This window comes from Rhizobium sp. rho-13.1 (genome assembly GCF_007000305.1).
GTDB lineage: Bacteria > Pseudomonadota > Alphaproteobacteria > Rhizobiales > Rhizobiaceae > Rhizobium > Rhizobium rhododendri.
The window spans coordinates 129,703-150,543 of sequence record NZ_SCFL01000007.1; the positions used below are offsets into that span (position 1 = coordinate 129,703).

The 20,841-nt window shown below is 60.0% G+C and carries 20 protein-coding genes; 10 read left to right on the top strand and 10 right to left on the bottom strand.

Annotation, left to right across the window (positions count from 1 at the left end):
* Positions 1 to 160 precede the first annotated feature (160 nt).
* Genes EQW76_RS18095 through EQW76_RS18110 form a run of 4 tightly spaced genes read left to right on the top strand, consistent with a single transcriptional unit; the run spans position 161 to position 3,753 of the window.
* Positions 161 to 616 (top strand): MarR family winged helix-turn-helix transcriptional regulator, encoded by a 456-nt coding sequence (locus EQW76_RS18095; protein WP_202617167.1) that lies wholly within the window; start codon positions 161 to 163, stop codon positions 614 to 616.
* Complete coding sequence (locus EQW76_RS18100; protein ID WP_142830035.1) at positions 606 to 2,687, top strand: FUSC family protein; 2,082 nt, start codon at positions 606 to 608, stop codon at positions 2,685 to 2,687. Before EQW76_RS18095 ends, EQW76_RS18100 begins: the two co-directional genes overlap by 11 nt.
* Complete coding sequence (locus EQW76_RS18105) at positions 2,684 to 2,893, top strand: DUF1656 domain-containing protein (protein WP_142830033.1); 210 nt, start codon at positions 2,684 to 2,686, stop codon at positions 2,891 to 2,893. Before EQW76_RS18100 ends, EQW76_RS18105 begins: the two co-directional genes overlap by 4 nt.
* Positions 2,890 to 3,753: an HlyD family secretion protein gene (locus EQW76_RS18110; RefSeq protein ID WP_142830032.1), complete on the top strand. Its 864-nt coding sequence runs from the start codon at positions 2,890 to 2,892 to the stop codon at positions 3,751 to 3,753. The genes EQW76_RS18105 and EQW76_RS18110 overlap by 4 nt, the downstream gene beginning before the upstream one ends.
* A 67-nt stretch (positions 3,754 to 3,820) precedes the next feature.
* Here the strand turns inward: EQW76_RS18110 and EQW76_RS18115 are convergent, their stop codons facing one another.
* Positions 3,821 to 5,158 carry an MFS transporter gene (locus EQW76_RS18115; protein WP_142830030.1) on the bottom strand — a complete coding sequence of 446 codons (1,338 nt, stop codon included), beginning with the start codon at positions 5,156 to 5,158 and terminating at the stop codon, positions 3,821 to 3,823.
* A gap of 383 nt (positions 5,159 to 5,541) precedes the next feature.
* Between EQW76_RS18115 and cyoA the strand changes: the two genes are divergently transcribed.
* From cyoA to EQW76_RS18140, 5 genes are all read left to right on the top strand, one after another.
* Entirely contained in the window at positions 5,542 to 6,615 is a 1,074-nt protein-coding gene (cyoA, locus tag EQW76_RS18120) for a ubiquinol oxidase subunit II (RefSeq protein ID WP_142830029.1), read from the top strand.
* Positions 6,616 to 6,667: 52 nt separating this feature from the next.
* Entirely contained in the window at positions 6,668 to 8,671 is a 2,004-nt protein-coding gene (gene cyoB / locus EQW76_RS18125; protein WP_142830027.1) for a cytochrome o ubiquinol oxidase subunit I, read from the top strand.
* A gap of 4 nt (positions 8,672 to 8,675) precedes the next feature.
* Positions 8,676 to 9,305 (top strand): cytochrome o ubiquinol oxidase subunit III, encoded by a 630-nt coding sequence (cyoC, locus tag EQW76_RS18130; RefSeq protein WP_142830025.1) that lies wholly within the window; start codon positions 8,676 to 8,678, stop codon positions 9,303 to 9,305.
* Complete coding sequence (cyoD, locus tag EQW76_RS18135; protein WP_142830023.1) at positions 9,302 to 9,727, top strand: cytochrome o ubiquinol oxidase subunit IV; 426 nt, start codon at positions 9,302 to 9,304, stop codon at positions 9,725 to 9,727. The genes cyoC and cyoD overlap by 4 nt, the downstream gene beginning before the upstream one ends.
* A 144-nt stretch (positions 9,728 to 9,871) precedes the next feature.
* A complete protein-coding gene (locus tag EQW76_RS18140; RefSeq protein ID WP_224140366.1) occupies positions 9,872 to 10,570 on the top strand; it encodes an SURF1 family protein in 699 nt (232 codons plus the stop codon).
* A gap of 476 nt (positions 10,571 to 11,046) precedes the next feature.
* Here the strand turns inward: EQW76_RS18140 and EQW76_RS18150 are convergent, their stop codons facing one another.
* The 4 genes from EQW76_RS18150 to EQW76_RS18165 form a co-directional block, all read right to left on the bottom strand.
* The gene (locus EQW76_RS18150; protein WP_142830017.1) at positions 11,047 to 11,271 is read right to left on the bottom strand and encodes a hypothetical protein; all 225 of its coding nucleotides are present in this window, start codon (positions 11,269 to 11,271) and stop codon (positions 11,047 to 11,049) included.
* 294 nt (positions 11,272 to 11,565) lie between these two features.
* Positions 11,566 to 12,420: an NlpC/P60 family protein gene (locus EQW76_RS18155; protein WP_142830015.1), complete on the bottom strand. Its 855-nt coding sequence runs from the start codon at positions 12,418 to 12,420 to the stop codon at positions 11,566 to 11,568.
* Between the two features lie 11 nt (positions 12,421 to 12,431).
* Positions 12,432 to 12,782 (bottom strand): MarR family winged helix-turn-helix transcriptional regulator, encoded by a 351-nt coding sequence (locus EQW76_RS18160; RefSeq protein WP_142830013.1) that lies wholly within the window; start codon positions 12,780 to 12,782, stop codon positions 12,432 to 12,434.
* An 85-nt stretch (positions 12,783 to 12,867) separates the two neighbouring features.
* Positions 12,868 to 14,259: a M17 family metallopeptidase gene (locus EQW76_RS18165; RefSeq protein WP_142830011.1), complete on the bottom strand. Its 1,392-nt coding sequence runs from the start codon at positions 14,257 to 14,259 to the stop codon at positions 12,868 to 12,870.
* Positions 14,260 to 14,402: 143 nt separating this feature from the next.
* Between EQW76_RS18165 and EQW76_RS18170 the strand changes: the two genes are divergently transcribed.
* Complete coding sequence (locus tag EQW76_RS18170) at positions 14,403 to 15,224, top strand: tetratricopeptide repeat protein (RefSeq protein ID WP_142830009.1); 822 nt, start codon at positions 14,403 to 14,405, stop codon at positions 15,222 to 15,224.
* Positions 15,225 to 15,289: 65 nt separating this feature from the next.
* Here the strand turns inward: EQW76_RS18170 and EQW76_RS18175 are convergent, their stop codons facing one another.
* Genes EQW76_RS18175 through EQW76_RS18195 form a run of 5 tightly spaced genes read right to left on the bottom strand, consistent with a single transcriptional unit; the run spans position 15,290 to position 20,789 of the window.
* Positions 15,290 to 16,270 carry a type II secretion system F family protein gene (locus EQW76_RS18175; protein ID WP_142830007.1) on the bottom strand — a complete coding sequence of 327 codons (981 nt, stop codon included), beginning with the start codon at positions 16,268 to 16,270 and terminating at the stop codon, positions 15,290 to 15,292.
* 15 nt (positions 16,271 to 16,285) lie between these two features.
* On the bottom strand, positions 16,286 to 17,293 hold the full coding sequence (locus tag EQW76_RS18180) for a type II secretion system F family protein (RefSeq protein ID WP_142830005.1): 1,008 nt from the start codon (positions 17,291 to 17,293) through the stop codon (positions 16,286 to 16,288).
* Between the two features lie 10 nt (positions 17,294 to 17,303).
* Complete coding sequence (locus EQW76_RS18185) at positions 17,304 to 18,776, bottom strand: CpaF family protein (protein ID WP_142830003.1); 1,473 nt, start codon at positions 18,774 to 18,776, stop codon at positions 17,304 to 17,306.
* Between the two features lie 29 nt (positions 18,777 to 18,805).
* On the bottom strand, positions 18,806 to 20,074 hold the full coding sequence (locus EQW76_RS18190) for a CpaE family protein (RefSeq protein WP_142830001.1): 1,269 nt from the start codon (positions 20,072 to 20,074) through the stop codon (positions 18,806 to 18,808).
* Positions 20,075 to 20,120: 46 nt separating this feature from the next.
* Positions 20,121 to 20,789 (bottom strand): CpaD family pilus assembly protein, encoded by a 669-nt coding sequence (locus EQW76_RS18195; protein ID WP_224128630.1) that lies wholly within the window; start codon positions 20,787 to 20,789, stop codon positions 20,121 to 20,123.
* Positions 20,790 to 20,841 lie beyond the last annotated feature (52 nt).

The window sequence follows — 20,841 nt, forward strand, 5'->3', positions numbered from 1 at the left end:
TTTAGACGATGCGGGCAGGGTCACAAAATATTGAAAATGGCATCCGAATGCTGCTTTGGGCCCCGATCTTGAGATCTTCCGGACTTGCAGCCTTCTTCCCTGCCCAAAATCCGATTGCACTCAAATCAGTTGAATGCTATCGATAAGCATGAAAACTAATTTGAAGAGTTTATGGGCCGAGTTCGCCCCGCTTCTGCTCGTCTCCGGGCGCGGCTGGCGGCGGGCTCTCAACATCATGCTCGTGGAACACAATCTGTCGGACGCGACTGCCGCACCGCTGATCACCCTTCTTCGATTGGGCGACCGCATTCCCCAGGGCGTACTGGCCGACAGGGTTGGAATAGAAGGCCCGACGCTGGTGCGCGTGCTCGACGGACTGGAAAGCGACGGCCTGATCTGCCGCGTGCCCGACGATACGGACCGTCGCATCAAGCTGGTTGAACTGACACCAGCCGGAAAAATCGTCGCCGAACGCTGTGAGAAATGCGCCGCAAAGCTGCGTGAGACGATGCTCGGCGACATTCCACCAGAGCAGATGCTGGCGGCGCTCGACGTCCTCAGGATCATTTCCACAAAGGCTTCTTCCTTTACCGGGGCATCCGACGATGACCAGTAAAGCAAGCCGTTTTCCGGAGCTGGGCGACGTCGTCTTTTCGCTGAAGACCTTTATCGCGGCGATGCTGGCGCTCGCGATTGCCCTCTGTTTCGACCTTCAGAATCCCTACTGGGCTGTGGGCACTGTCTATATCGTTTCGCATCCCCTGTCGGGTGCAAGCACGTCGAAGGCCGTCTATCGCTTGCTCGGAACGGCGATCGGCGGCACCATGACCGTCATCCTGCTTCCCAATCTGGTCAATTCACCCGAAGTCCTGACGCTCGCCATCTCCTTGTGGATGGGGCTCTGTCTCGCCGTAGCGCTGCTCGACCGGACACCGCGCAGCTATGTCTTCATGCTTGCCGGCTATACGACGGCGCTGACGGCATTTCCGATCGTTGCAACGCCGGAGATTGCCTTCACCTATGCGGCGGCCCGGGTCATCGAGATTGCAGTGGCTATCGTCTGCGCGGCGGTTGTCAGCCGCGTGTTTTTGCCCCGCCACGCCGGCCCGGTCCTTGCCACGCGCATCGACGCCTGGCTGAAGGACGGTGCGGCCCTTGCCCTCGGCACACTCCGTGGCCGCTACAGCGATCCCGCCAACACAGCGCTGGTCGGACGCCTTTCAGCCGATGCCGTCGATCTGCATGCGTTCACGACCCATGTTTCCTACGACACCTCCAGCCATCGAGACATGGTGGACTGCGCTCGCGCGCTGCAACGCCGCATGATCGTGCTGCTCCCAGTGACCTCCGGTCTTGCAGACGTGCTCGCTACCCTGTCGCGTGTGACCACATATACGCCGGCCATGACCCGGCTGATCGATGCTGTGTCCGACTGGCTCGAGAGCGGCCAGCCACTCTCGCCCGACCAGCGGCAGACTTTTCTAACGCTGATGGAGGAGGCGGAAAACGACACTGACGGCCGGCCGCCCTGGGCGCAACTGCTGGTCCAGAATGTCGTCGCGCGCATGCGGGATCTCATCCAGATCTGGAGCGACTGCATCGACCTCAAGTCGGACATCGCCTCGGGATCGCGGCACGCCTTGAGATGGAACCGCTTCGGCGCGTCGCTCGATACACAGCCGATGCACAAGGACTACGGCATGGCGATCTATTCGGCACTCGTGGCGATGCTTTCGACCTGCATTGCGACCGCCGCCTGGATCCTCACAGGCTGGCCGCAGGGAAGTACGGCGGCGATGATGGCCGGCGTCATCTGCTGCCTGTTTGCCGCCATGGACGATCCGACACCGGCAATCCGGGGCTTCATCACGGCGAGCCTTGCCGCCGTCGTGGCAGCCTTCGTCCTCGAGTTCGGCATATTCCCGATGGTCTACAGCTACTGGGCGCTCTCGGCCGCGCTCGGCCTCTTCCTCATTCCTGCCGGTGTCCTGATGGCGAAGCCGAAGACAATGCTTCTCGGCCTCGGCTTCGGCGTCAACCTGCCGAACATGCTGTCGCTGCAGGGACGACTGAGCCTCGACCTGCAGACATTTCTCAACTCGAACACGGCTTTGATTATAGGCCTCGTCATTGCCTGCTGCACGACAGCACTGGTGCGCAGCGTTGGGGCGGAGTGGAGCGCCCGCCGCCTTCTCCAAGCCGGCTGGGCGGACATAGCCGCTGCGACACGGCGGCAAAAGGACGGTGACGTCACTGGGCTCCTGCATCGCATGGTCGATCGCCTCGGCCTTGCAGCGCCACGTCTTGCCTCCTTGCCGGCAAGCGCCGCATTGACGCCGAACGATGTTCTGAAGGATCTGCGCAACGGCCTGAATACGGTCGACCTGCAACGGCTCAAGTCGTCGCTGTCGGCAACCGACAGCGCGGCCGTGGATGCTGTCCTCGTCTCGGTGGCGGACCACTACCGGGCGAAGCGAGATGCAGCGGACGATCCATCCGGCAACCTTCTGGCAACGCTTGATCGCTCGCTCGCCATCCTCGGAGCAGACGCGATATCGACGGAAGCCGCCGGCGCCCGGCGTGCGATGACCGGGCTGCGCTACAACCTCTTTCCCGACGCACCGATCTTTGCGGCCAACGAAAACCGGGCCGCCCCGGATATGACCGCCGCGGAGAAAGCGGCATGAGACCGGAGGTCGACATTTACGGGGTCTATATCCCGACGCTGGGCGCGATGGCCGTCATCGCCTTCTTTATCAACGCAATCCTCAGGCAGGCGCTGGCAGCAACCGGCTTCTATCGCCTCGTCTGGCATCGGCCGCTGTTCGATACCGCCCTTTATTTCTGCCTGCTCGGCGCCCTCGTGCTGACAATCAATCGGATACCCCTATGAAGTTCCTGGCATTTTCAGGTCGTTTCCTGTTCACCGCCGTTGTCGTCGTCCTGGCTGGCGTCCTTGGGTGGCACCTCTGGGATTATTACATGAACGCGCCCTGGACACGGGATGGCAAGGTACGCGCCGACGTCGTGCGGGTGGCTGCCGATGTCTCGGGCTTCGTGACCGAGGTCGACGTCAAGGACAACCAGAGCATCAAGAAGGGCGATGTTATCTTCCGCATCGACCAGGCGCGCTTCTCGCTTGCCCTGCGGCAGGCCGAAGCGCAAATCACCAGTGCTCAGGCGGCGCTCGGCATGGCCAAGAGCGACCTCGAACTCTACCAGCGCCTTGGCGACGGGTCGGTAACGCGCCAGAAGATCCAACAGACGCAGGCCACCGTCGCACAGGATCAGGCGGCACTGGAGGAAGCGGTGGTCAGCCGCGACACCGCACAGCTGAATATCGACCGCTCGACCGTCCGGGCACCGGTCAACGGGATTCTCAGCAACTTCTCGCTCCAGCCTGGCAACTATGTGACCGCCGGGAGTGCCGTCACCGCGCTGATCGACGCAGATTCCTATTACATCGATGGCTATTTCGAGGAAAACAAGCTGGATCGGATCAAGGTCGGCGATGGCGCCGTCGTGCATCTGATGGGAACGAAGGACGCCCTAAAGGGCCGCGTTGTCGGCATCGCGGGCGGCATCGAGGACCGGGAGCGCACGGAAACGAGCAGCCTGCTGGCCAACGTCACGCCGACCTTCACCTGGGTTCGCCTCGCCCAGCGCGTGCCGGTGCGCGTCGCCCTCTCGGACGTGCCTGCAGGCACTGCGCTGGTGGCGGGCCGGACTGCCAGCGTGACGATCACACCCTAAGCTGCGACCGACAAAGAAATACCGCGGCATCTCCGACGCCGCGGCCTTTGCAATTAGCCAGTACCTATCAGGTATCCAGCGTTTCCAGGCGGCGGCTGAACGCCAGGGCAGCGAGCGTGCAGAGCGCGCCGGACAGCAGGTAGTAGCCGGCAAATGCAATGCCGAACTGGCTGGACAGGCTGAGCGCCACGAAGGGCGCAAAGCCGGCGCCGATCAGCCAGGAGAGGTCCGAGGTGATTGCAGCGCCCGTGTAGCGGTAGGTTTGGCGGAAGCGCGAGGCGAGAGCACCGGCCGCCTGGCCGAAGGACAAGCCGAGCAATGAGTAGCCGATGATGACGAAGGTGTATCGGCCGGTCTGGCCACCATCGAGCAGGTGCGGGGCGATAAAGCTGAAGATCGCGATCAGCACTGCGCAGACGGCCAGTTGTCCGCGACGACCGATGCGATCGGCAATCAGCCCGGAACAGACGATGCCGACAATGGCAAAGATCGCCCCGACGAACTCGACCATCAGGAAGGAAGCCGGCGCCTGCTCACTGTAAAGCGTCACCCAGCCGAGCGGGAAGACCGTCATCAGGTGAAACAGCGCGAAACTTGCGAGCGGTGCAAAGGCACCGATGACGACATCGCGTCCATGAGCACTCAGCATGTCGACGACCTTGGTTGCTTCAAGCTCGTGCCGCTCCAGCAGCGAGCCGAACTCCGGCGTCGCCACCAGCCGCAACCGGGCAAACAAAGCAACGACATTGACGGCGAAAGCGCAGAAGAACGGATAGCGCCAGCCCCAGGAGAGGAAATCCTCGGTCGACAGGCTGAAGACGAAATAGGCAAACAGCGCGCTGGCAATCATGAAGCCGATGGGGGCTCCAAGCTGGGGGATCATCGCATACCAGCCACGGCGATTGGCTGGCGCATTCAGCGCAAGCAGCGACGCAAGACCGTCCCAGGCTCCTCCCAGCGCCAAGCCCTGGCCGATGCGAAACGCGGCCAAGAGCCAGATGGCGGCAACGCCGATCTCGTCATAACCGGAAAGGAAGCTGATGGATACAGTCGATCCTCCCAGCAGGAAAAGCGCGATCGTCAGCTTCACACCGCGCCCGTAGGTCCGATCGACCGCCATGAAGATGACCGAGCCGATTGGCCGGGCAATGAAGGCCAGCGAGAAAATGAGGAACGAATAAAGCGTGCCTTGCAGCGCATCGGCGAACGGAAAGAACAGCTTTGGAAAGACCAGTACCGAGGCGATGCCGTAGATGAAGAAATCGAAGAATTCGGACGTGCGACCAATGATCACTCCGATGGCGATATTGCCGGCCGCGACTGGTCTGTCCGAGTGTATCTTGCGGGCATCCCGCTCCAGTCCGGATGATGTCGGTTCTGCGCTCACATGCGTAAAATTAGCCATAGTGAAACCTCCCTGCCCCTAGGCTCGCTCCTCCACGAACTCGCCCCGAAAGCGATGTTCGACCTAACTCTGCCCGTTATCAAGTCAGAAACTGCTAATCTGATCATCGAGACGTTAAAATCGCACGATTTACGCCATTTCGAAGATCCAGAGGCTTTGTTTCGACCAACCGATGGAGATTTGTCACGGGTGGGATATATTCACTTCCGAGAAACGCTTTCGGCATGTAAATCTGTCTGGATTTCTCGACCTTTTGCCGGTAGGTGCAATACCGACGTTGCCGCGACGCAGTAAGCTTGCTGCGCTGCGACGAAACACCTCATATCGTTCATGACCTCCGTCAATTAAGTCACGGCAGTGTCGAAACAAAAAGAGCTTGCGACGTGCACAGAGCATCGAAAATCTTCAGCCGTTTATCCGCCCTTTCCATGCTGGTCCTGCTAGCGGGCTGTAACATGGTGGTCATGGCGCCATCCGGCGACATCGCCGTTCAGCAGCGCGACCTCATCGTGATTTCCACGGTGCTGATGCTCCTCATCATCATCCCGGTGATCTTCCTGATCTTCTTTTTCGGCTGGAAATACCGTCAGTCGAACACGGATGCCAAGTATGATCCCGATTGGCATCACTCGACGCGTCTCGAGGTCATGATCTGGTCGGCTCCGCTGGTGATCATCATCGCTCTTGGCGCCGTCACGTGGATCAGCACCCACAAGCTCGACCCTTACCGGCCGCTAGACCGCATTGACAGCGCAACGCCGCTTGCCAAGGACGTGAAGCCGATGACCGTCGAGGTCGTGGCGCTCGACTGGAAATGGCTGTTCTTCTACCCTGACCTCGGCATTGCGACGGTCAACGAGCTGGCAGCACCGGTCAATACGCCGATCAACTTCAAGATCACGTCCGGCACGGTCATGAACTCGTTCTACATCCCGGCGCTGGCTGGGCAGATCTACGCCATGGCGGGAATGGAAACGAAACTGCACGCCGTGATCAACAAGCCGGGCGAATTCGAGGGCATCTCCGCCAACTACAGCGGCGCTGGGTTTTCGAACATGCGCTTCAAATTCCATGGCCTCGACCAGGCGGCGTTCGACCAATGGGTCCAGAAGGCCAAGAGCGAAGGCAAGGCGCTGGATACGACCAGCTACGCCGAGCTCGCCAAGCCGAGCATCAAGGACCCGGTTCAGTACTTTTCCTCCGTTGGCGACGGTCTCTACAATTCCATCCTCAACATGTGCGCTACTCCAGGCAAAATGTGCATGAACGAGATGATGCATATCGATGCCAGCGGTGGTGCGGGTAAGGAAAGCCATGAAAACCGCGAAAAACTGATTCACGACAATCGCGATGCCGCCAATGACGTCGCGCCGGCCACTATGGACCACGGCGACACATCGATGCCGGGCATGGACATGGGCAACGGTTCCGCCGCCCCTGCCACGCCGAGCAAATGATCTCCGTGACTGCGTATTCAGAACAAGACATTCATAAGGACAGAGGCAATCCATGTTCTCAAACCCGGACCTCTTGAAGTTCATCTTCGGTCGACTGACCCTCGACTCGATCCCCTATCACGAACCGATCCTGATCGTGACGTTCATCGTCGTGGCAATCGGCGGCGCCACCGTTCTAGGCTTGCTCACCTATTTCAAGCTGTGGGGCTATCTGTGGAACGAATGGTTCACCAGCATCGACCACAAGAAGATCGGCATCATGTACATGGTGCTCGCGATCATCATGCTGTTGCGTGGCTTCTCAGATGCCCTTCTGATGCGCACGCAGCAGGCAATGGCATTCAACGGATCCGAAGGCTATCTGCCGCCGCATCACTACGACCAGATCTTTACCGCGCACGGCGTGATCATGATCTTCTTCGTGGCAATGCCGCTGGTAACTGGTCTGATGAACTTTGCGGTTCCGCTCCAGATCGGCGCGCGCGACGTGTCGTTCCCGTTCCTGAACAACTTCAGCTTCTGGATGACCACGGCCGGCTCAATGCTGATCATGATCTCGTTGTTCATCGGCGAGTTCGCACGTACTGGCTGGCTGGCCTACCCGCCGCTGTCGGAGAGCGCCTATAGTCCCGATGTCGGTGTCGATTACTATATCTGGGGCCTGCAAATCGCGGGTATCGGTACCCTTTTGTCGGGCGTCAACCTGATTGCCACCATCGTCAAGATGCGTGCGCCGGGCATGACCATGATGAAGATGCCAATCTTCACCTGGACGGCTCTCTGCACCAACGTCCTGATCGTCGCCGCCTTCCCGGTACTGACCGCCGTTCTCGCCCTGCTGTCGCTCGACCGCTACGCCGGAACAAACTTCTTTACCAATGACCTCGGCGGCAACCCGATGATGTATGTCAACCTCATCTGGATCTGGGGTCACCCGGAAGTTTACATCCTCATCCTGCCGGCATTCGGCGTGTTTTCGGAAGTCGTTGCGACATTCTGCAGCAAGCGCCTGTTTGGTTATGCGTCGATGGTCTACGCCACCGTCGTGATCACCATCCTTTCCTACCTCGTCTGGCTGCACCACTTCTTCACGATGGGCTCCGGCGCCAGCGTAAACTCGTTCTTCGGCATCACCACGATGATCATCTCGATCCCGACAGGGGCGAAGATCTTCAACTGGCTCTTCACCATGTACCGTGGTCGCATTCGCTTCGAGGTTCCGATGCTGTGGGCAATGGGCTTCATGGTGACCTTCGTCATCGGTGGCATGACAGGCGTCATGCTCGCAGTTCCGCCGGCCGACTTCGTGCTGCATAACTCGCTTTTCCTCATCGCCCACTTCCATAACGTCATCATCGGCGGCGTGGTGTTCGGCGCGTTCGCAGGCATCAACTACTGGTTCCCGAAGGCATTCGGCTTCAAGCTCGATCCGTTCTGGGGCAAGATGTCCTTCTGGTTCTGGCTGGTCGGCTTCTACTTCGCCTTCATGCCGCTCTACATCCTTGGCCTGATGGGCGTCACCCGCCGCCTCAGCCAGTTCGAGGATCCGTCGCTGCAGATCTACTTCGTTATTGCAGCCTTCGGTGCCGGCCTAATTGCCATCGGTATTGCTTCGTTCCTGATCCAGATCTTCGTCAGCATCAAGAATCGCGAAGCTCTTGCCGACTTCACAGGCGACCCCTGGGGCGGCCGTACCTTGGAATGGTCGACTTCGTCGCCACCCCCGAGCTATAACTTCGCCCTCACCCCGATCGTCTACGATCACGACTCGTGGTGGGACATGAAGGCTCGCGGTCATGTTCGTCCGACGGAAGGCTTCCTGCCGATCCACATGCCGAAAAGCACGAGCGCCGGCATTATCCTCGGTATCCTCAGCATCGTCTTCGGTTTCGGCATGGTGTGGCATATCTGGTGGATGGCAGCACTTGGCTTCGTCGCCATGGTGGTCGTTACTATCGCTCACACCTTTAACTACAAGCGTGACTTCTACATTCCGGTCGAAGAAGTGATCAGAACCGAAAACGCGCGGACCAAGCTGCTTGCAGAACGGGTATAAGACAATGACAGCAATGCATGCAGACGCTGCCGCAGATGGCAAAACGCCTGCCTTCTACCTGAAGGAAGAGCACCACCCGGAAGAGAGCACGATGCTCGGCTTCTGGATCTACATCATGAGCGACTGCCTGATCTTCGCAGTGCTCTTCGCAACCTACGCCGTGCTCGGCCGCTCCTATGCGGCCGGCCCTTCGCCAGCCGACCTGTTCGAGCTGTCGACCGTGGCGATCAATACCACGATGCTGCTGCTCTCCTCGATCACGTATGGCTTTGCCATGCTGAGCATGGAGAAGAACAACACCCGGTCGACCCTGCTGTGGCTGGGGATCACCGGCCTCTTCGGGGTCGCCTTCGTTGCGCTCGAGCTCAACGAATTCTACCACCTGATCCTTGAGGGCGCTGGCCCGCAGCGCAGTGCATTCCTGTCGGCATTCTTCACGCTTGTCGGCACCCACGGACTGCACGTCACCTGCGGTATCGTCTGGCTCGTCACCCTCATGGTTCAGGTCGGCAAACATGGCCTTATCCACGAGAACAAGCGCCGCCTGATGTGCCTCAGCATGTTCTGGCACTTCCTCGACGTCGTCTGGATCGGCGTTTTCTCCTTCGTCTATCTCATGGGGGTTCTCGGATGAGCTCGAACACGCACACTCCACACACTGCAGGCAGCGATCACGGACACGCGACACACGGGCACGATGGTCATGGCCATGGCGGGCACGAAGCGGCTCACGGTACGTTCAAGAGCTACATGACCGGGTTTGTCCTGTCGGTAATCCTGACCGTCATCCCGTTCTGGCTGGTGATGGCAAAGGTCATCGAAAGCCCGGTAACGACCGCCGGCATCGTCATGGCACTCGGCGCCGTACAGATCGTCGTCCACATGGTCTATTTCCTGCACATGAACACCAAGTCTGAAGGCGGCTGGAACGCACTGGCGCTGACCTTCACCGTCGTGATCGTCGTGATCGCGCTCAGCGGTTCGCTCTGGGTCATGCACAACCTCAACGTCAACATGATGCCGATGTCCCCGGACATGATGCGCAACATGCCGTAAAGCACTGCCGGGCGGTCCAGGATCGCTCGGCCTCTCCGGCTTGAGCACCTGCTCGCCGGTTTCGCGCCTCCGATGGAGCCTCGCGCCATGACACCTGTTTCCGCCCCCCCTTCGACGTCCCACCGGTCAAGATTTGCCTTGGTAATGTGGGTTATCTGCCTGCTGCTATTGACTGCTGTCTTTATCGGGCTTGGAACCTGGCAGGTTAAACGGCTGCACTGGAAGCTGGACTTGATTGCCCGCGTCGATGCTCGGGTGCACGCTCCGCCGCAGCCCGCACCCGGTCCATCGACATGGTCTTCGATAAATACCAATGACGACGAATATCGCCATGTACGCATTGCCGGAACCTTGATGAACGACAAGGAGACCCAGGTCTACGCGGTGACGAACCTCGGTCCCGGTTTCTGGGTGCTGACCCCGATGAAATCCGCGGACGGAACGATAACTTGGATCAATCGTGGCTTCGTTCCGACGGACAAGCGCAATCCGAAGACGAGGCCGGAAGGAGAAATCTCGACACCCACCACCATCACCGGCCTTCTGCGCATCAACGAACCGAAGGGCACTTTGCTGCGGTCGAACGTGCCGCAAGACGAGCGCTGGTATTCCCGTGACGTGGCAGCGATGGCCGCTGCCCGGGGCCTGACGGACGTGGCGCCCTATTTCATCGATGCGGATTCCGAGCCCAATCCGGGCGGATTACCGGTCGGCGGGCTGACCCAGATCGTTTTCCCGAACAGCCATCTGGTCTATGCCTTCACGTGGTTCGGGATGGCGATCATGTCGTTCGGCATGACAGGCTATCTCGTTTTCCTCGAACGCAAACGGACGATATCGTGAAAAAAGGGACTGCCATCTCGCAACGGCAGTCCCTCTTTAACGGTGGAGTTTACCAGCGGGGCGGTGGGGGACGACCCCAGTCTCCATCGCCGCCGCCATATTCGTCCCAATGATGGCGATGATGCGGGGGCCAGCGGTCGCGGTCCCAGAAAGGCGGCGGACCGCGACGCCATTCATTCGGCCGGCATTCGCCATTCCACGATTCGTGCCATCCCCGACCGCAGGCGTAATCGACTTGAACGATCGGCGCGTTATCCGTGTTGAACGTAGACGGGCCAACGGGCATTGCCTGGGCTGCGGAGACGGCGAGACCCGTCCAAACTACGGCGGAAGCTATCAAAGAGTATCGCATATCTGATGACCTTTCGTTCGAACCATCCCCAGTAAATTGCGCTTCCGCGCCTTAACCGGGACTGAATTGAACGAGAGCTTTCCGTTCATCGAACACGACACCTATCGATAGGTCGCCTGTTCGATCAGACGCTCTTCGGAGCTGCCTTCTTCACCTTTTCGACAGGCTCCAGCTTGGCGTCTTCGGCTTCCTTCAAAAGGCGCTGCTCCTTGAGGCGCGCAGTTTTGCGCAAGCGCGCGGCGGACTCCTCGTGGGCAATGGTGCGAAAGGGAGGTGCATCGGCGGCGTTCTTGTCGCGCTTGCCGGTCTTGTCCGTCTTGAAGAATGAGTCTTTTGCAGTTTTCGGCATGCCGCGTGTCCTTCGTTGATGTGAGTTGGAGCGGCGGGCGAATACGCGTCGTCATCACCTGATGGAACAATGACGCCGCATTCGTCTGTCATAGAAAGAAGGCTAACCGTTCGAGGCAAGCCGGAGATGGTCGGGACGAAGGCTCCGCTCGGAAGCCATTATTGAAACGTTGAAAACAATGACGGCAGTTCGCTGAACCAATGTCTTCGACCTATCTCTATGACATTATAGATAGGCCATTGGCCCTGCCGTGGCAAGGCAGGGTGCGGTACGCAAACTTGCCTGATACGACCTTCACGCAGGAGGACGACGGTATCCCGTCGGCTGCTCGTAGAGCCAGCCGATCCGCTCCACGGCGTCGGCGAAGTTCTCTCGGGCAACCGTCATCGTATGGCCGTTGGCGTGGATGATCGTCTCGGCATCCTCCATGATTGCGACGTGCCCTTTCCAGAACACGAGGTCGCCGCGGCGAAGGTGGCCCCGCTCGATCGGTTCGCCGAGGCCTGCCGCCTGCATGTCGGCATCGCGGGGCGCAGCTTTACCCACCATGGCCATCGCCAACTGGACCAGCCCAGAGCAATCGATGCCCAGCCCGGAACGGCCGCCCCAGAGGTAGGGCGTCTCGATAAAGCGGCCCGCAACGGCAACATAGTCGCTTTCTACCGCGTCGCCGATCAGCCGCACATGCTTGGCATAGAGCGCAGTACCGTCATCCAGAACGACATATCGATTTCCCCGGACTTCTGCCTCGCCCGTAACACAGACCCGGCTTCCCATGGACAATACAGCGACGTGCGGCTTTCGAAGCTCCGGCTCCGGATAAAGCGGGCTGCGTTGGGGCCAGACGACATGTGTCGGACTGGCTCCGGCGACCGACAGGGCATCTTCCGGCAGATAGCCGACATACCCGTCAGACGCTGCCCTTACCCAGCACCACCCGTCCTTGCGCTCGAACACAGTCACCGCCTCGCCGCGTAGCAATTCAGTGTCGATGCCCGCCGCCATGTCTGCTCTAGGACGCAGGCCGATGACCGGTGCGCCGATCAGCGCCGGGTTTCCGGTGACAAAGCGCTCGGCATTCACGATCCCCTCGAGCGCAATGTCGGCGATATCCGGACGATAGGCATTGAGGCGGCGGTCAAGTTCCATCCTTTTATCCTTCAGGAGGTGAGCAGGCGGCTCTGGCCGATGACCAGATCGCCGAGTTTTTCCAGATAAAGCGCGCCCGTGACTGTGCGCTTTATGATGACATTGCGGCGATCCTTGGCGTCCCGCACGCGGTCGACAAGGCCCATCGCCCCCATCGTATCGAGGGCGCGGGTGATGACCGGCTTGCTGACGCCCAAAGTCGCCGCCAGTCCACGAACCGTGTGGGGCGGCGGGACCAGATAGATCTGCAGCAGGATCGCCATCTGTCGCAAGGTGAGATCCCGCTTATCGAGATGAACCTGCTCCATGGTAACGCCATGCCAGAGGCCCAATGCCTGGGAAGCGGTCAGTTCAAGGGACAAGACGCACTCCGGGGTCCGTTACGCAGCCGTTTCATTGTCCTGCGAGTTCGTGACCATTTCAAGAGGCGTTTCCGGACCCCGCCCCTTACCGGACTTTCTGCCGGATATAATGGTAAAGGGCCCGGATAGCCTGTGCCTCGCCGCCGCCCGGCGAATGCGGCCGCTCGCTTGGTGCCCAGCCATAGATATCGAGATGCGCCCAGCTTTTGGTATTGGTGACGAAGCGCTTGAGAAACAGTGCGGCCGTGATGGCGCCTGCCATGCCGCCGGCCGGAGCATTGGTGATATCGGCAAACTTGGTCCGGATATCCTTATCGTAGCCCATGTAGAGCGGCATCCGCCACAGGGGATCGTCCGTCTCCAGGCTTGCTTCGGCGAGGTCGTCTGCAAGGCCTTCGTCATCGGTAAAGAGCGGCGGCAGGTCGGGGCCGAGTGCGACGCGCGCAGCCCCCGTCAATGTGGCCATGTCGATCATGAGATCGGGCGCCTCCTCATCGGCGTAGGCCAGTGCGTCCGCCAGGATGAGGCGGCCTTCCGCATCGGTATTGTCGATCTGGACAGTCAGGCCCTTGCGGCTCTTGTAGATGTCGCCGGGTCGGAAGGCGTTGGCGGAAATCGAATTTTCAACAACCGGTATGATGACGCGCAGGTCGACCTTGAGTTTTGCATCCATGATCATCAGCGCCAGACCGAGGATATTGGCGGCACCGCCCATGTCCTTCTTCATCAGAAGCATCGAGGCGGACGGCTTGATGTCAAGGCCGCCCGTATCGAAGCACACGCCCTTGCCGACGAGCGTGATGCGATGATGGCCTTTCTTGCCCCAGCGCAGCTCAAGTAACCGCGGCGCGTCGGCGCTGGCGCGGCCGACAGTATGGACCAGCGGGAAATTCTGCGTCAGCAGGTCGTCGCCTGTAATGACGGTGCATTGGGCATTGTAGTGGGCGGCGAGTGCCCGGAAGACTTCTTCCAGATGGCCCGGGCCCATATCGTTGGTGGGTGTGTTGATCAGATCGCGGGCAAGGAATACGCCTGCCAGTTGCCGCTTGATATCGACAGCATCGGCATCGCGCGGGATCATCAGCGTCGGTGCAACCGTCTTGTCCGCCTTGTAGCGGTCGAAACGATAGCTGCCGAGGCCGAACCCCAACGCAAGACGATGGGCGGTGAGCGGAGCGGTTTCGATATGCCAGTCGCCGGGCGGCAGCGAGCGGGCAAGACGGCCGGTGAGATAGGGCTGTTCCGAGGGGTTGGCCCCGAGGCCGAACAAGGCGCCGCCGAGGTGCCCCTCCTCCGTCGGGATAAGTAGCAAAGTGCCGCTATCCGCCTTGTAGCCGGTCTTTCGAGCCCAATCGAGAGCGATAGGATCGATGGTGCCTGTTTCGATATGCGCGGGCGTGACTGCGAAGACCGGGAGGGTCTTGCCACCCTTGGTATTAAAGGGTGTTGCTCGGTCGATATACTGGTAGGGGGCCATGATGATCCTTCGATCCGCCTGAGTCGGTAAATTAACGATCTGTTAGGGTTAACAGATTATTGCTGGAGCGAAGATTGCGCCACACTATTATCTGCTGTCTTTATGGATCTGGCGCAGGACCAATCGATTTCACGGATCGCGCCATGACCGCTTCGGCACCCTCTTTTTCGACAATCCGCAGCCTTCAGGCCAGTGTCGCCCTGCTGGCAGCACTGCTGCTCGCCGGCTGCGCGACGACGACGGACAAGACTACCACAGGCTCAATCCCGAAAATGTCGAAGTCTGCCGACGACATGAGCCCCGGCGAGCTCTCCGGCAGCACGGCAGCGCTCGGCAAGGCATACGACGCAAACCCGCGGAACCCCGTTGTCGGCGTCAATTACGCCAATGCACTGCGCGCCAGCGGTCGCAATGCCCAGTCCCTCGCTGTCATGCAGCAGGTGGCAATCGCCAATCCCAACGACCGTGGCGTTCTGGCTGCCTACGGAAAGGCACAGGCGGCTGCAGGACAATTGAATGAGGCTCTCGCCACAATCGAGCGCGCCCAGACACCTGACCGGCCAGACTGGCGGCTGGTCTCAGCGCAGGGCGCTATCCTCGATCAGCTCGGCCGCGCCACCGAAGCAAGGGGTAAATATCGCGACGCACTGGACCTGCAACCGAATGAGCCCTCGATCCTATCCAATCTCGGCATGTCCTATGTCCTGACCGGAGATCTGAAGACGGCCGAGACCTATCTGCGCTCAGCTGTCGCCCAGCCGACTGCCGACAGTCGCGTCCGACAAAACCTGGCGCTTGTCGTCGGCCTCCAGGGGCGCTTTCCCGAGGCCGAGCAGATTGCCCGGTCGGAACTGACGCAGCAGCAGGCCAATGCCAACGTCAATTACCTGCGCACCATGCTGGCCCAGCAGAATTCCTGGCAGAAGCTTGCCAGCAAGGACGGCGCGCCGAGACCTGTCAACTGACGGAAGCCCTTATCCGGCCTCCAGGTGTGACACGATAGGCCCTTGCACCGGCTGATCCTGAAACGTCAGTTGTGGAACCGGTCCATGACCTGGAGGATGGCCGGTCCGAGGATGACGGCGATCAGCACCGGCAGGAAAAATACGATCATCGGCACGGTCAGTTTCGGCGGCAGGGCGGCGGCCTTCTTTTCGGCATCGTTCATCCGGTCGTCACGCCCTTCCTGGGCAAGCACGCGCAAGGCCTGGGCAACGGGAGTGCCGTAACGCTCGGCCTGGATCAACGCCTGGGTGACCGATTTGACATTCTCCAACTGCGTGCGGACAGCCAGGTTATCGAGTGCGGTACGGCGGTCCTGAAGGAACGACAGTTCCGCGTTGGTCAGCACCATTTCTTCTGCGAGTTCCGGCGATTGCTCGGCTAGCTCTTCCGAAACGCGGCGCATGCCGGCTTCCACCGAAATTCCCGACTCGACGCAGATCAGCATCAGATCCAGAGCATCCGGCCAGGCCCGCTTGATGGATTTCTGGCGTTTTCCCATGCGGTTCGAAATATAGATGTTTGGCGCGTAAAAGCCGAGATACCCTACACCTAGCACCGCGAGAACGCGGATCATGAAGCCCTTGCTTTCGAGATTGCCGAGACCGAAGACCCAGAAGCCAGCAAGGGCGAGGAACAGGAATGGCAGCAGGAAGCGCGCCACGAGGAATGTGTTCAAGGCATTTTCGGAGCGTAGCCCTGCCGCCCGCAGTCGGTTGACGGTGTTGGCGTCGACCAGCGCCTCTTTCAGATTGAAGCGCTCGGCGATATTGCGGACCGACTGGTTGTTCTGGTTGCGCAGCGTCGCCTTACCGCCGTCGTTCATCCGCGCTCTTTCGCGGGCGCGGATCTGGTCGCGCTCGGTCGAGACCGCCTTCATGCGCTTGTTCAGATCGCCGCGGTCGAAATAGGGAATGGCCAACGTGTAGAACGTTGCGAACACAGCGATCGAAACCACGACCGCAAGGATCAGGCTGGGATCGGTCAACTGGCTGGCAATGTCGGACATGGTGGCAACCTTCGGTCAGATGTCGAAATTGATCATTTGGCGCATGACGAACATACCGAGCGCCATCCAAACTCCGGCAAACATCAGGATCAGATGGCCGCGCGGATCGGTGAAGAGGGCCATGATATATTGTGGCGACGTCAGATAGACGAGTGTGGCGACGATGAACGGCAGGGCACCAATGATGCAGGCCGACGCCTTGGCTTCCATCGACAGGGCCTGCACCTTCGCCTTCATCTTCTTGCGCTCACGAAGGACACGCGCGAGATTTCCGAGCGCTTCCGACAGGTTGCCGCCGGACTGCGACTGGATTGCAATCACAATGGCGAAAAAGTTGACCTCCTGCAGCGGAAGTCCGACAGCCATGCGGGCGCAAGCATCCGCCATGCTGAGACCGACCTGCTGGGCCTCCACCAATTGGCGAAACTCCGTCTTGACCGGCTCGCGCGCATCGGCTGACACAAGGCGGATCGCGTCGTTGAGCGGCAGGCCGGAGCGCAGCGAGCGGGTGATCACATCGAGCGCATTCGGAAACTCGTTGAGGAACTTGTTCTGCCGGCGCTTGACGAGAAAACCTATGATCCACCGGGGGAGACCGACGCCGGCGGTAAACGGCAATCCCAGGACGATCGCCAGCGGCGCGCCCAGGATGAAGGCGGCAAGCATGACGACAAGAGCAAAAAGAGCGCTGAACAGATAGAAGCGACCGATGGTGATCGGCAGGCCTGTTTGAGCCAGTCGGGCCTTCAGGGACTGTGATTTCTTGCTTTTTTCCAGATTCCGCTTTTCGAGGTCTTTCAGCGAATCCTGCACGGACCTCCGACGCTTCGACAACTCCTGGACGCGGTCCCGCGCCGCACTGACCTTGTTCAGCTCGCTTTCTGTCGCCTTGACGCGACTGACCCGACTGGCCGTCTTCTTGTCGGTTTCCATACTCGAAAACAGGAAGCTGTAGCTCAACGCAGCCGCAGATATGGCTGCTAGCAGCACGATAAGGAGGATGGTGGAATCAATGCCGAACATCGGTCAAACCCTACTTCGATTGTTTGTCCATCTCGTCCAGCACCGCTGCCAATCGCTTTTCCTCATTGTAGTAACGGGCGCGATCCCAGAAATGCGGCTTACCGATGCCGGTCGACACGTGGCGACCGACGATGCGGCCATTGGCGTCTTCGCCTTCGATTTCGTAGCGCATCAGATCCTGGGTGATGATGACATCACCTTCCATCCCGATGACCTCGGTGATCTGGGTGATGCGGCGGGATCCGTCTCTCAAGCGTGCAGCCTGGATGATGACGTCGACGGAGCCGGCGATGATTTCGCGCACAGTCTTTGCAGGCAAGGTAAAACCGCCCATCGCGATCATCGACTCGATACGGCTCAAGCATTCACGAGGCGTATTCGAGTGGATCGTTCCCATGGATCCGTCATGGCCAGTGTTCATCGCCTGCAAAAGGTCGAACACTTCGGGCCCGCGCACTTCGCCGACGATGATCCGCTCAGGGCGCATGCGCAGGCAGTTCTTGACGAGGTCGCGCATGGTGATCTCGCCCTCACCTTCGATATTCGGCGGGCGTGTTTCGAGGCGTACCACGTGCGGCTGTTGCAATTGCAGTTCTGCGGTGTCTTCGCAGGTGATGATCCGCTCGTCTTCGTCGATATATCGCGTCAGGCAATTGAGCAGTGTCGTCTTGCCCGAGCCGGTACCGCCAGAGATAACCACATTGCAGCGAACCCGACCGATGATCTGCAGGATGATGGCGCCTTCCGGCGTGATCGCGCCGAAGCGGACGAGCTGGTCGAGCGTCAGCTTGTCCTTCTTGAATTTACGGATTGTCAGAGCCGGGCCATCGATCGCCAGTGGCGGCGCGATGACGTTGACACGCGAGCCATCCGGCAGGCGCGCATCGCAGATGGGGCTGGATTCGTCGACGCGACGGCCGACCTGGCTGACGATGCGCTGGCAGATCGATAGAAGCTGGCTGTTGTCGCGAAAGCGGATTTCCGATTCGATCGTCTTACCGCCAACTTCGATAAAGGTCTGGCCGGAGCCGTTGACCATGATGTCGGAAATGTCGTCGCGGGCGAGCAGCGGCTCGAGCGGACCGTACCCCAGTACGTCGTTGCAGATGTCATCGAGCAACTCTTCCTGCTCGGAGATCGACATCGCGAAATTCTTGATCGTGATGATGTCGTTGACGATGTCGCGAATTTCCTCACGCGCGCTTTCGCCATCGAGCTTGGAGAGCTGGGACAGGTCTATGGTATCGATCAGAGCACCGAAGACCTGCGCCTTGGTGTCGTAATATTCCTCGGTACGCTGCGGGCGCCGGCGCTGCGGCGTCTGGATCGGTGGTGGGGCGACCTGCTGGCGCTGCGTGTTTTCGCGGGAGGGCTCCATCAACACCGTGGAGGCCGACGCTGCGGCGGTCGACGTACGCGGCTGCAGCGGCGCAGGTGCGCCGTCGCCTTTTCCAAACCCATCGTTTCCGCGCTTACCAAACATGGTCGTTCCAATTCTTCTCGGTCGTCGTCTTATTTCCGCTTCAGAAGACCCATCAGGCCTCCCTTGCGCGACTTCTTCATTGCGATGCGGCCGGTAACGATGTGGGAGATCTGGGAGAATGTCTCGGCGATCGGCGACTTCGCGTCGACCTCCGAAATCATCCGGCCACTGTTCGCCGCATTGCCGAACAGGGCTACGTCGAATGGAATGATAGCGATCGGATCGACTTCCAGTGGCTCGCAGAATTCCGAGATACCAATTTCCGGTCTTTTCGGCATGCCCACCTGGTTGAGGATCAAATGTGGGACCTTGTCGTTCGGCCGCATCTTGCGCAAAGCATCCAGCATGTTCTTGGCGTTGCGAAGATTTGCGAGGTCGGGCATGGCACAAATCACCACGTCGTCGACGCTCGAAAGTACAGCCCGGGTCCATTCCGACCACATATGCGGCACGTCCAGCACTGTCACTGGCGCGCTTCGCTGCAACACGTCCAGCACGGGCTGGAAGGCATGGCCTTCGAAATCATAGGCGCGGTCGAGCATCGACGGAGCGGCCAGCAGCGACAGGTGCTTCGAGCACTTCGTCAGCAGGCGATCGAGAAAGACCTCGTCCAGACGGTCGGGCGCAAAGACTGCCTCGGCTATCCCCTGGGCCGGATCCTGATCGAAATCGATATTTGCCGTGCCGAAAGGGAGATCCAAGTCTGCAAGTATAGTCTCGGTGGAGAACAGGTTGGAGATGCCGAAAGCGCAGTTGTGAGCAATCGTCGAAGCGCCGACGCCGCCCTTGGCGCCAATGAACGCGATGCTGCGGCCGATCGGCTCGGCATCAGGATCGATGAAGATCGTCGACATCGCCGCCATCAGGTCGGACATTGCCACTGGCTGGACCATGTATTCCGAGATGCCGTTGCGCATCAGTTCGCGATAGAGCGTGATGTCGTTGTGGTAGCCGACGATAACGACCTTGGTGCTGGGGTCGCAGACCGCAGCAACCGGGGCGAGATCGGTCAGGATGGATGCCGGCGGAGAGCGGGTCTCGATAATGATCAGGTTCGGCGTCGGGGCGCTGGAAAACATGTTTGCCGCCGCCGCAGCGCCGCCGCTGGTGATGCGCAGGCTGACCTTTGCCATGCGCCGGTCGTTGCCAAAACGCTCCATCAACTGCTGCAGCGATTCGCTCTCGCAAAAGGCATGCACGGAGATGCGCGGAAGAGGACGCATGCTCTCGAGATCGCCGATGCGGGGACTGGCCGCATCCGCCTTTTCCATCTGGATATCGTAATCGATCGCGCTCATGGTCGTGTCCTGTCGTGTTTCCCGGTCAGAGCCTCCAGCCTGAAGATCATCCGCCGCTGCCGCTGAACCCGCCTATCGACGATGAACTCGTCGGGGTGGAGCCGCTGCGATAGCTCTCGATCACCTTGCCGCGCTGTTCCGCATCGATCGGTGTCTGCGCCCTTGGCGCGACGAGATCGGTAGGGTTGGCTACCTGTGCCGCCAGGTTGCTTTGAGACGCACAGCCGAAGTTATAGTAATTCTGGTTGTCGAAGGGTTTGTCCGCCAGATCTTCAGGCCACTGCCCGCAAGCGTTCGTAACCGCGGTGGTGGCCATGAAATGCAGCCGGATCGGCGCCGCGTCGCCTGCTCCACCCGCAGGATAGAAGCTATCAGCGATGCGCCGGGACGGGATGCCGCTGGCCACCAGTTCCTGGCGAACCTGATGGCGCACGTCGGCAATCGCCTGGCTGTTCATTGCGCCCTGCGGCGTCATGATTTCGACAGTGCCGGTTGCATGGGCCTTGTAGTCCTGAGCGAAGCCGCGGATCATATCCCGCGTGCCCTGGGTGAGGCGCCGATCGCTGGCAGCAACCGGAATGTCGACATTATGCTCGGCCTGCGTCAGGACGATGGGGTGACGTTGGCGGTAGTCGTCGTGGACAGAGCCGGTCGTCATGTCGTCATGGTTGGCGCAGCCGGCAAGGACAGCGACCATAAGTGCAGCAGACGACATCCTCAGGCGGCTTGCGTTCAGAACATGCAGTCGGGTGCGGGGCATGGCGACA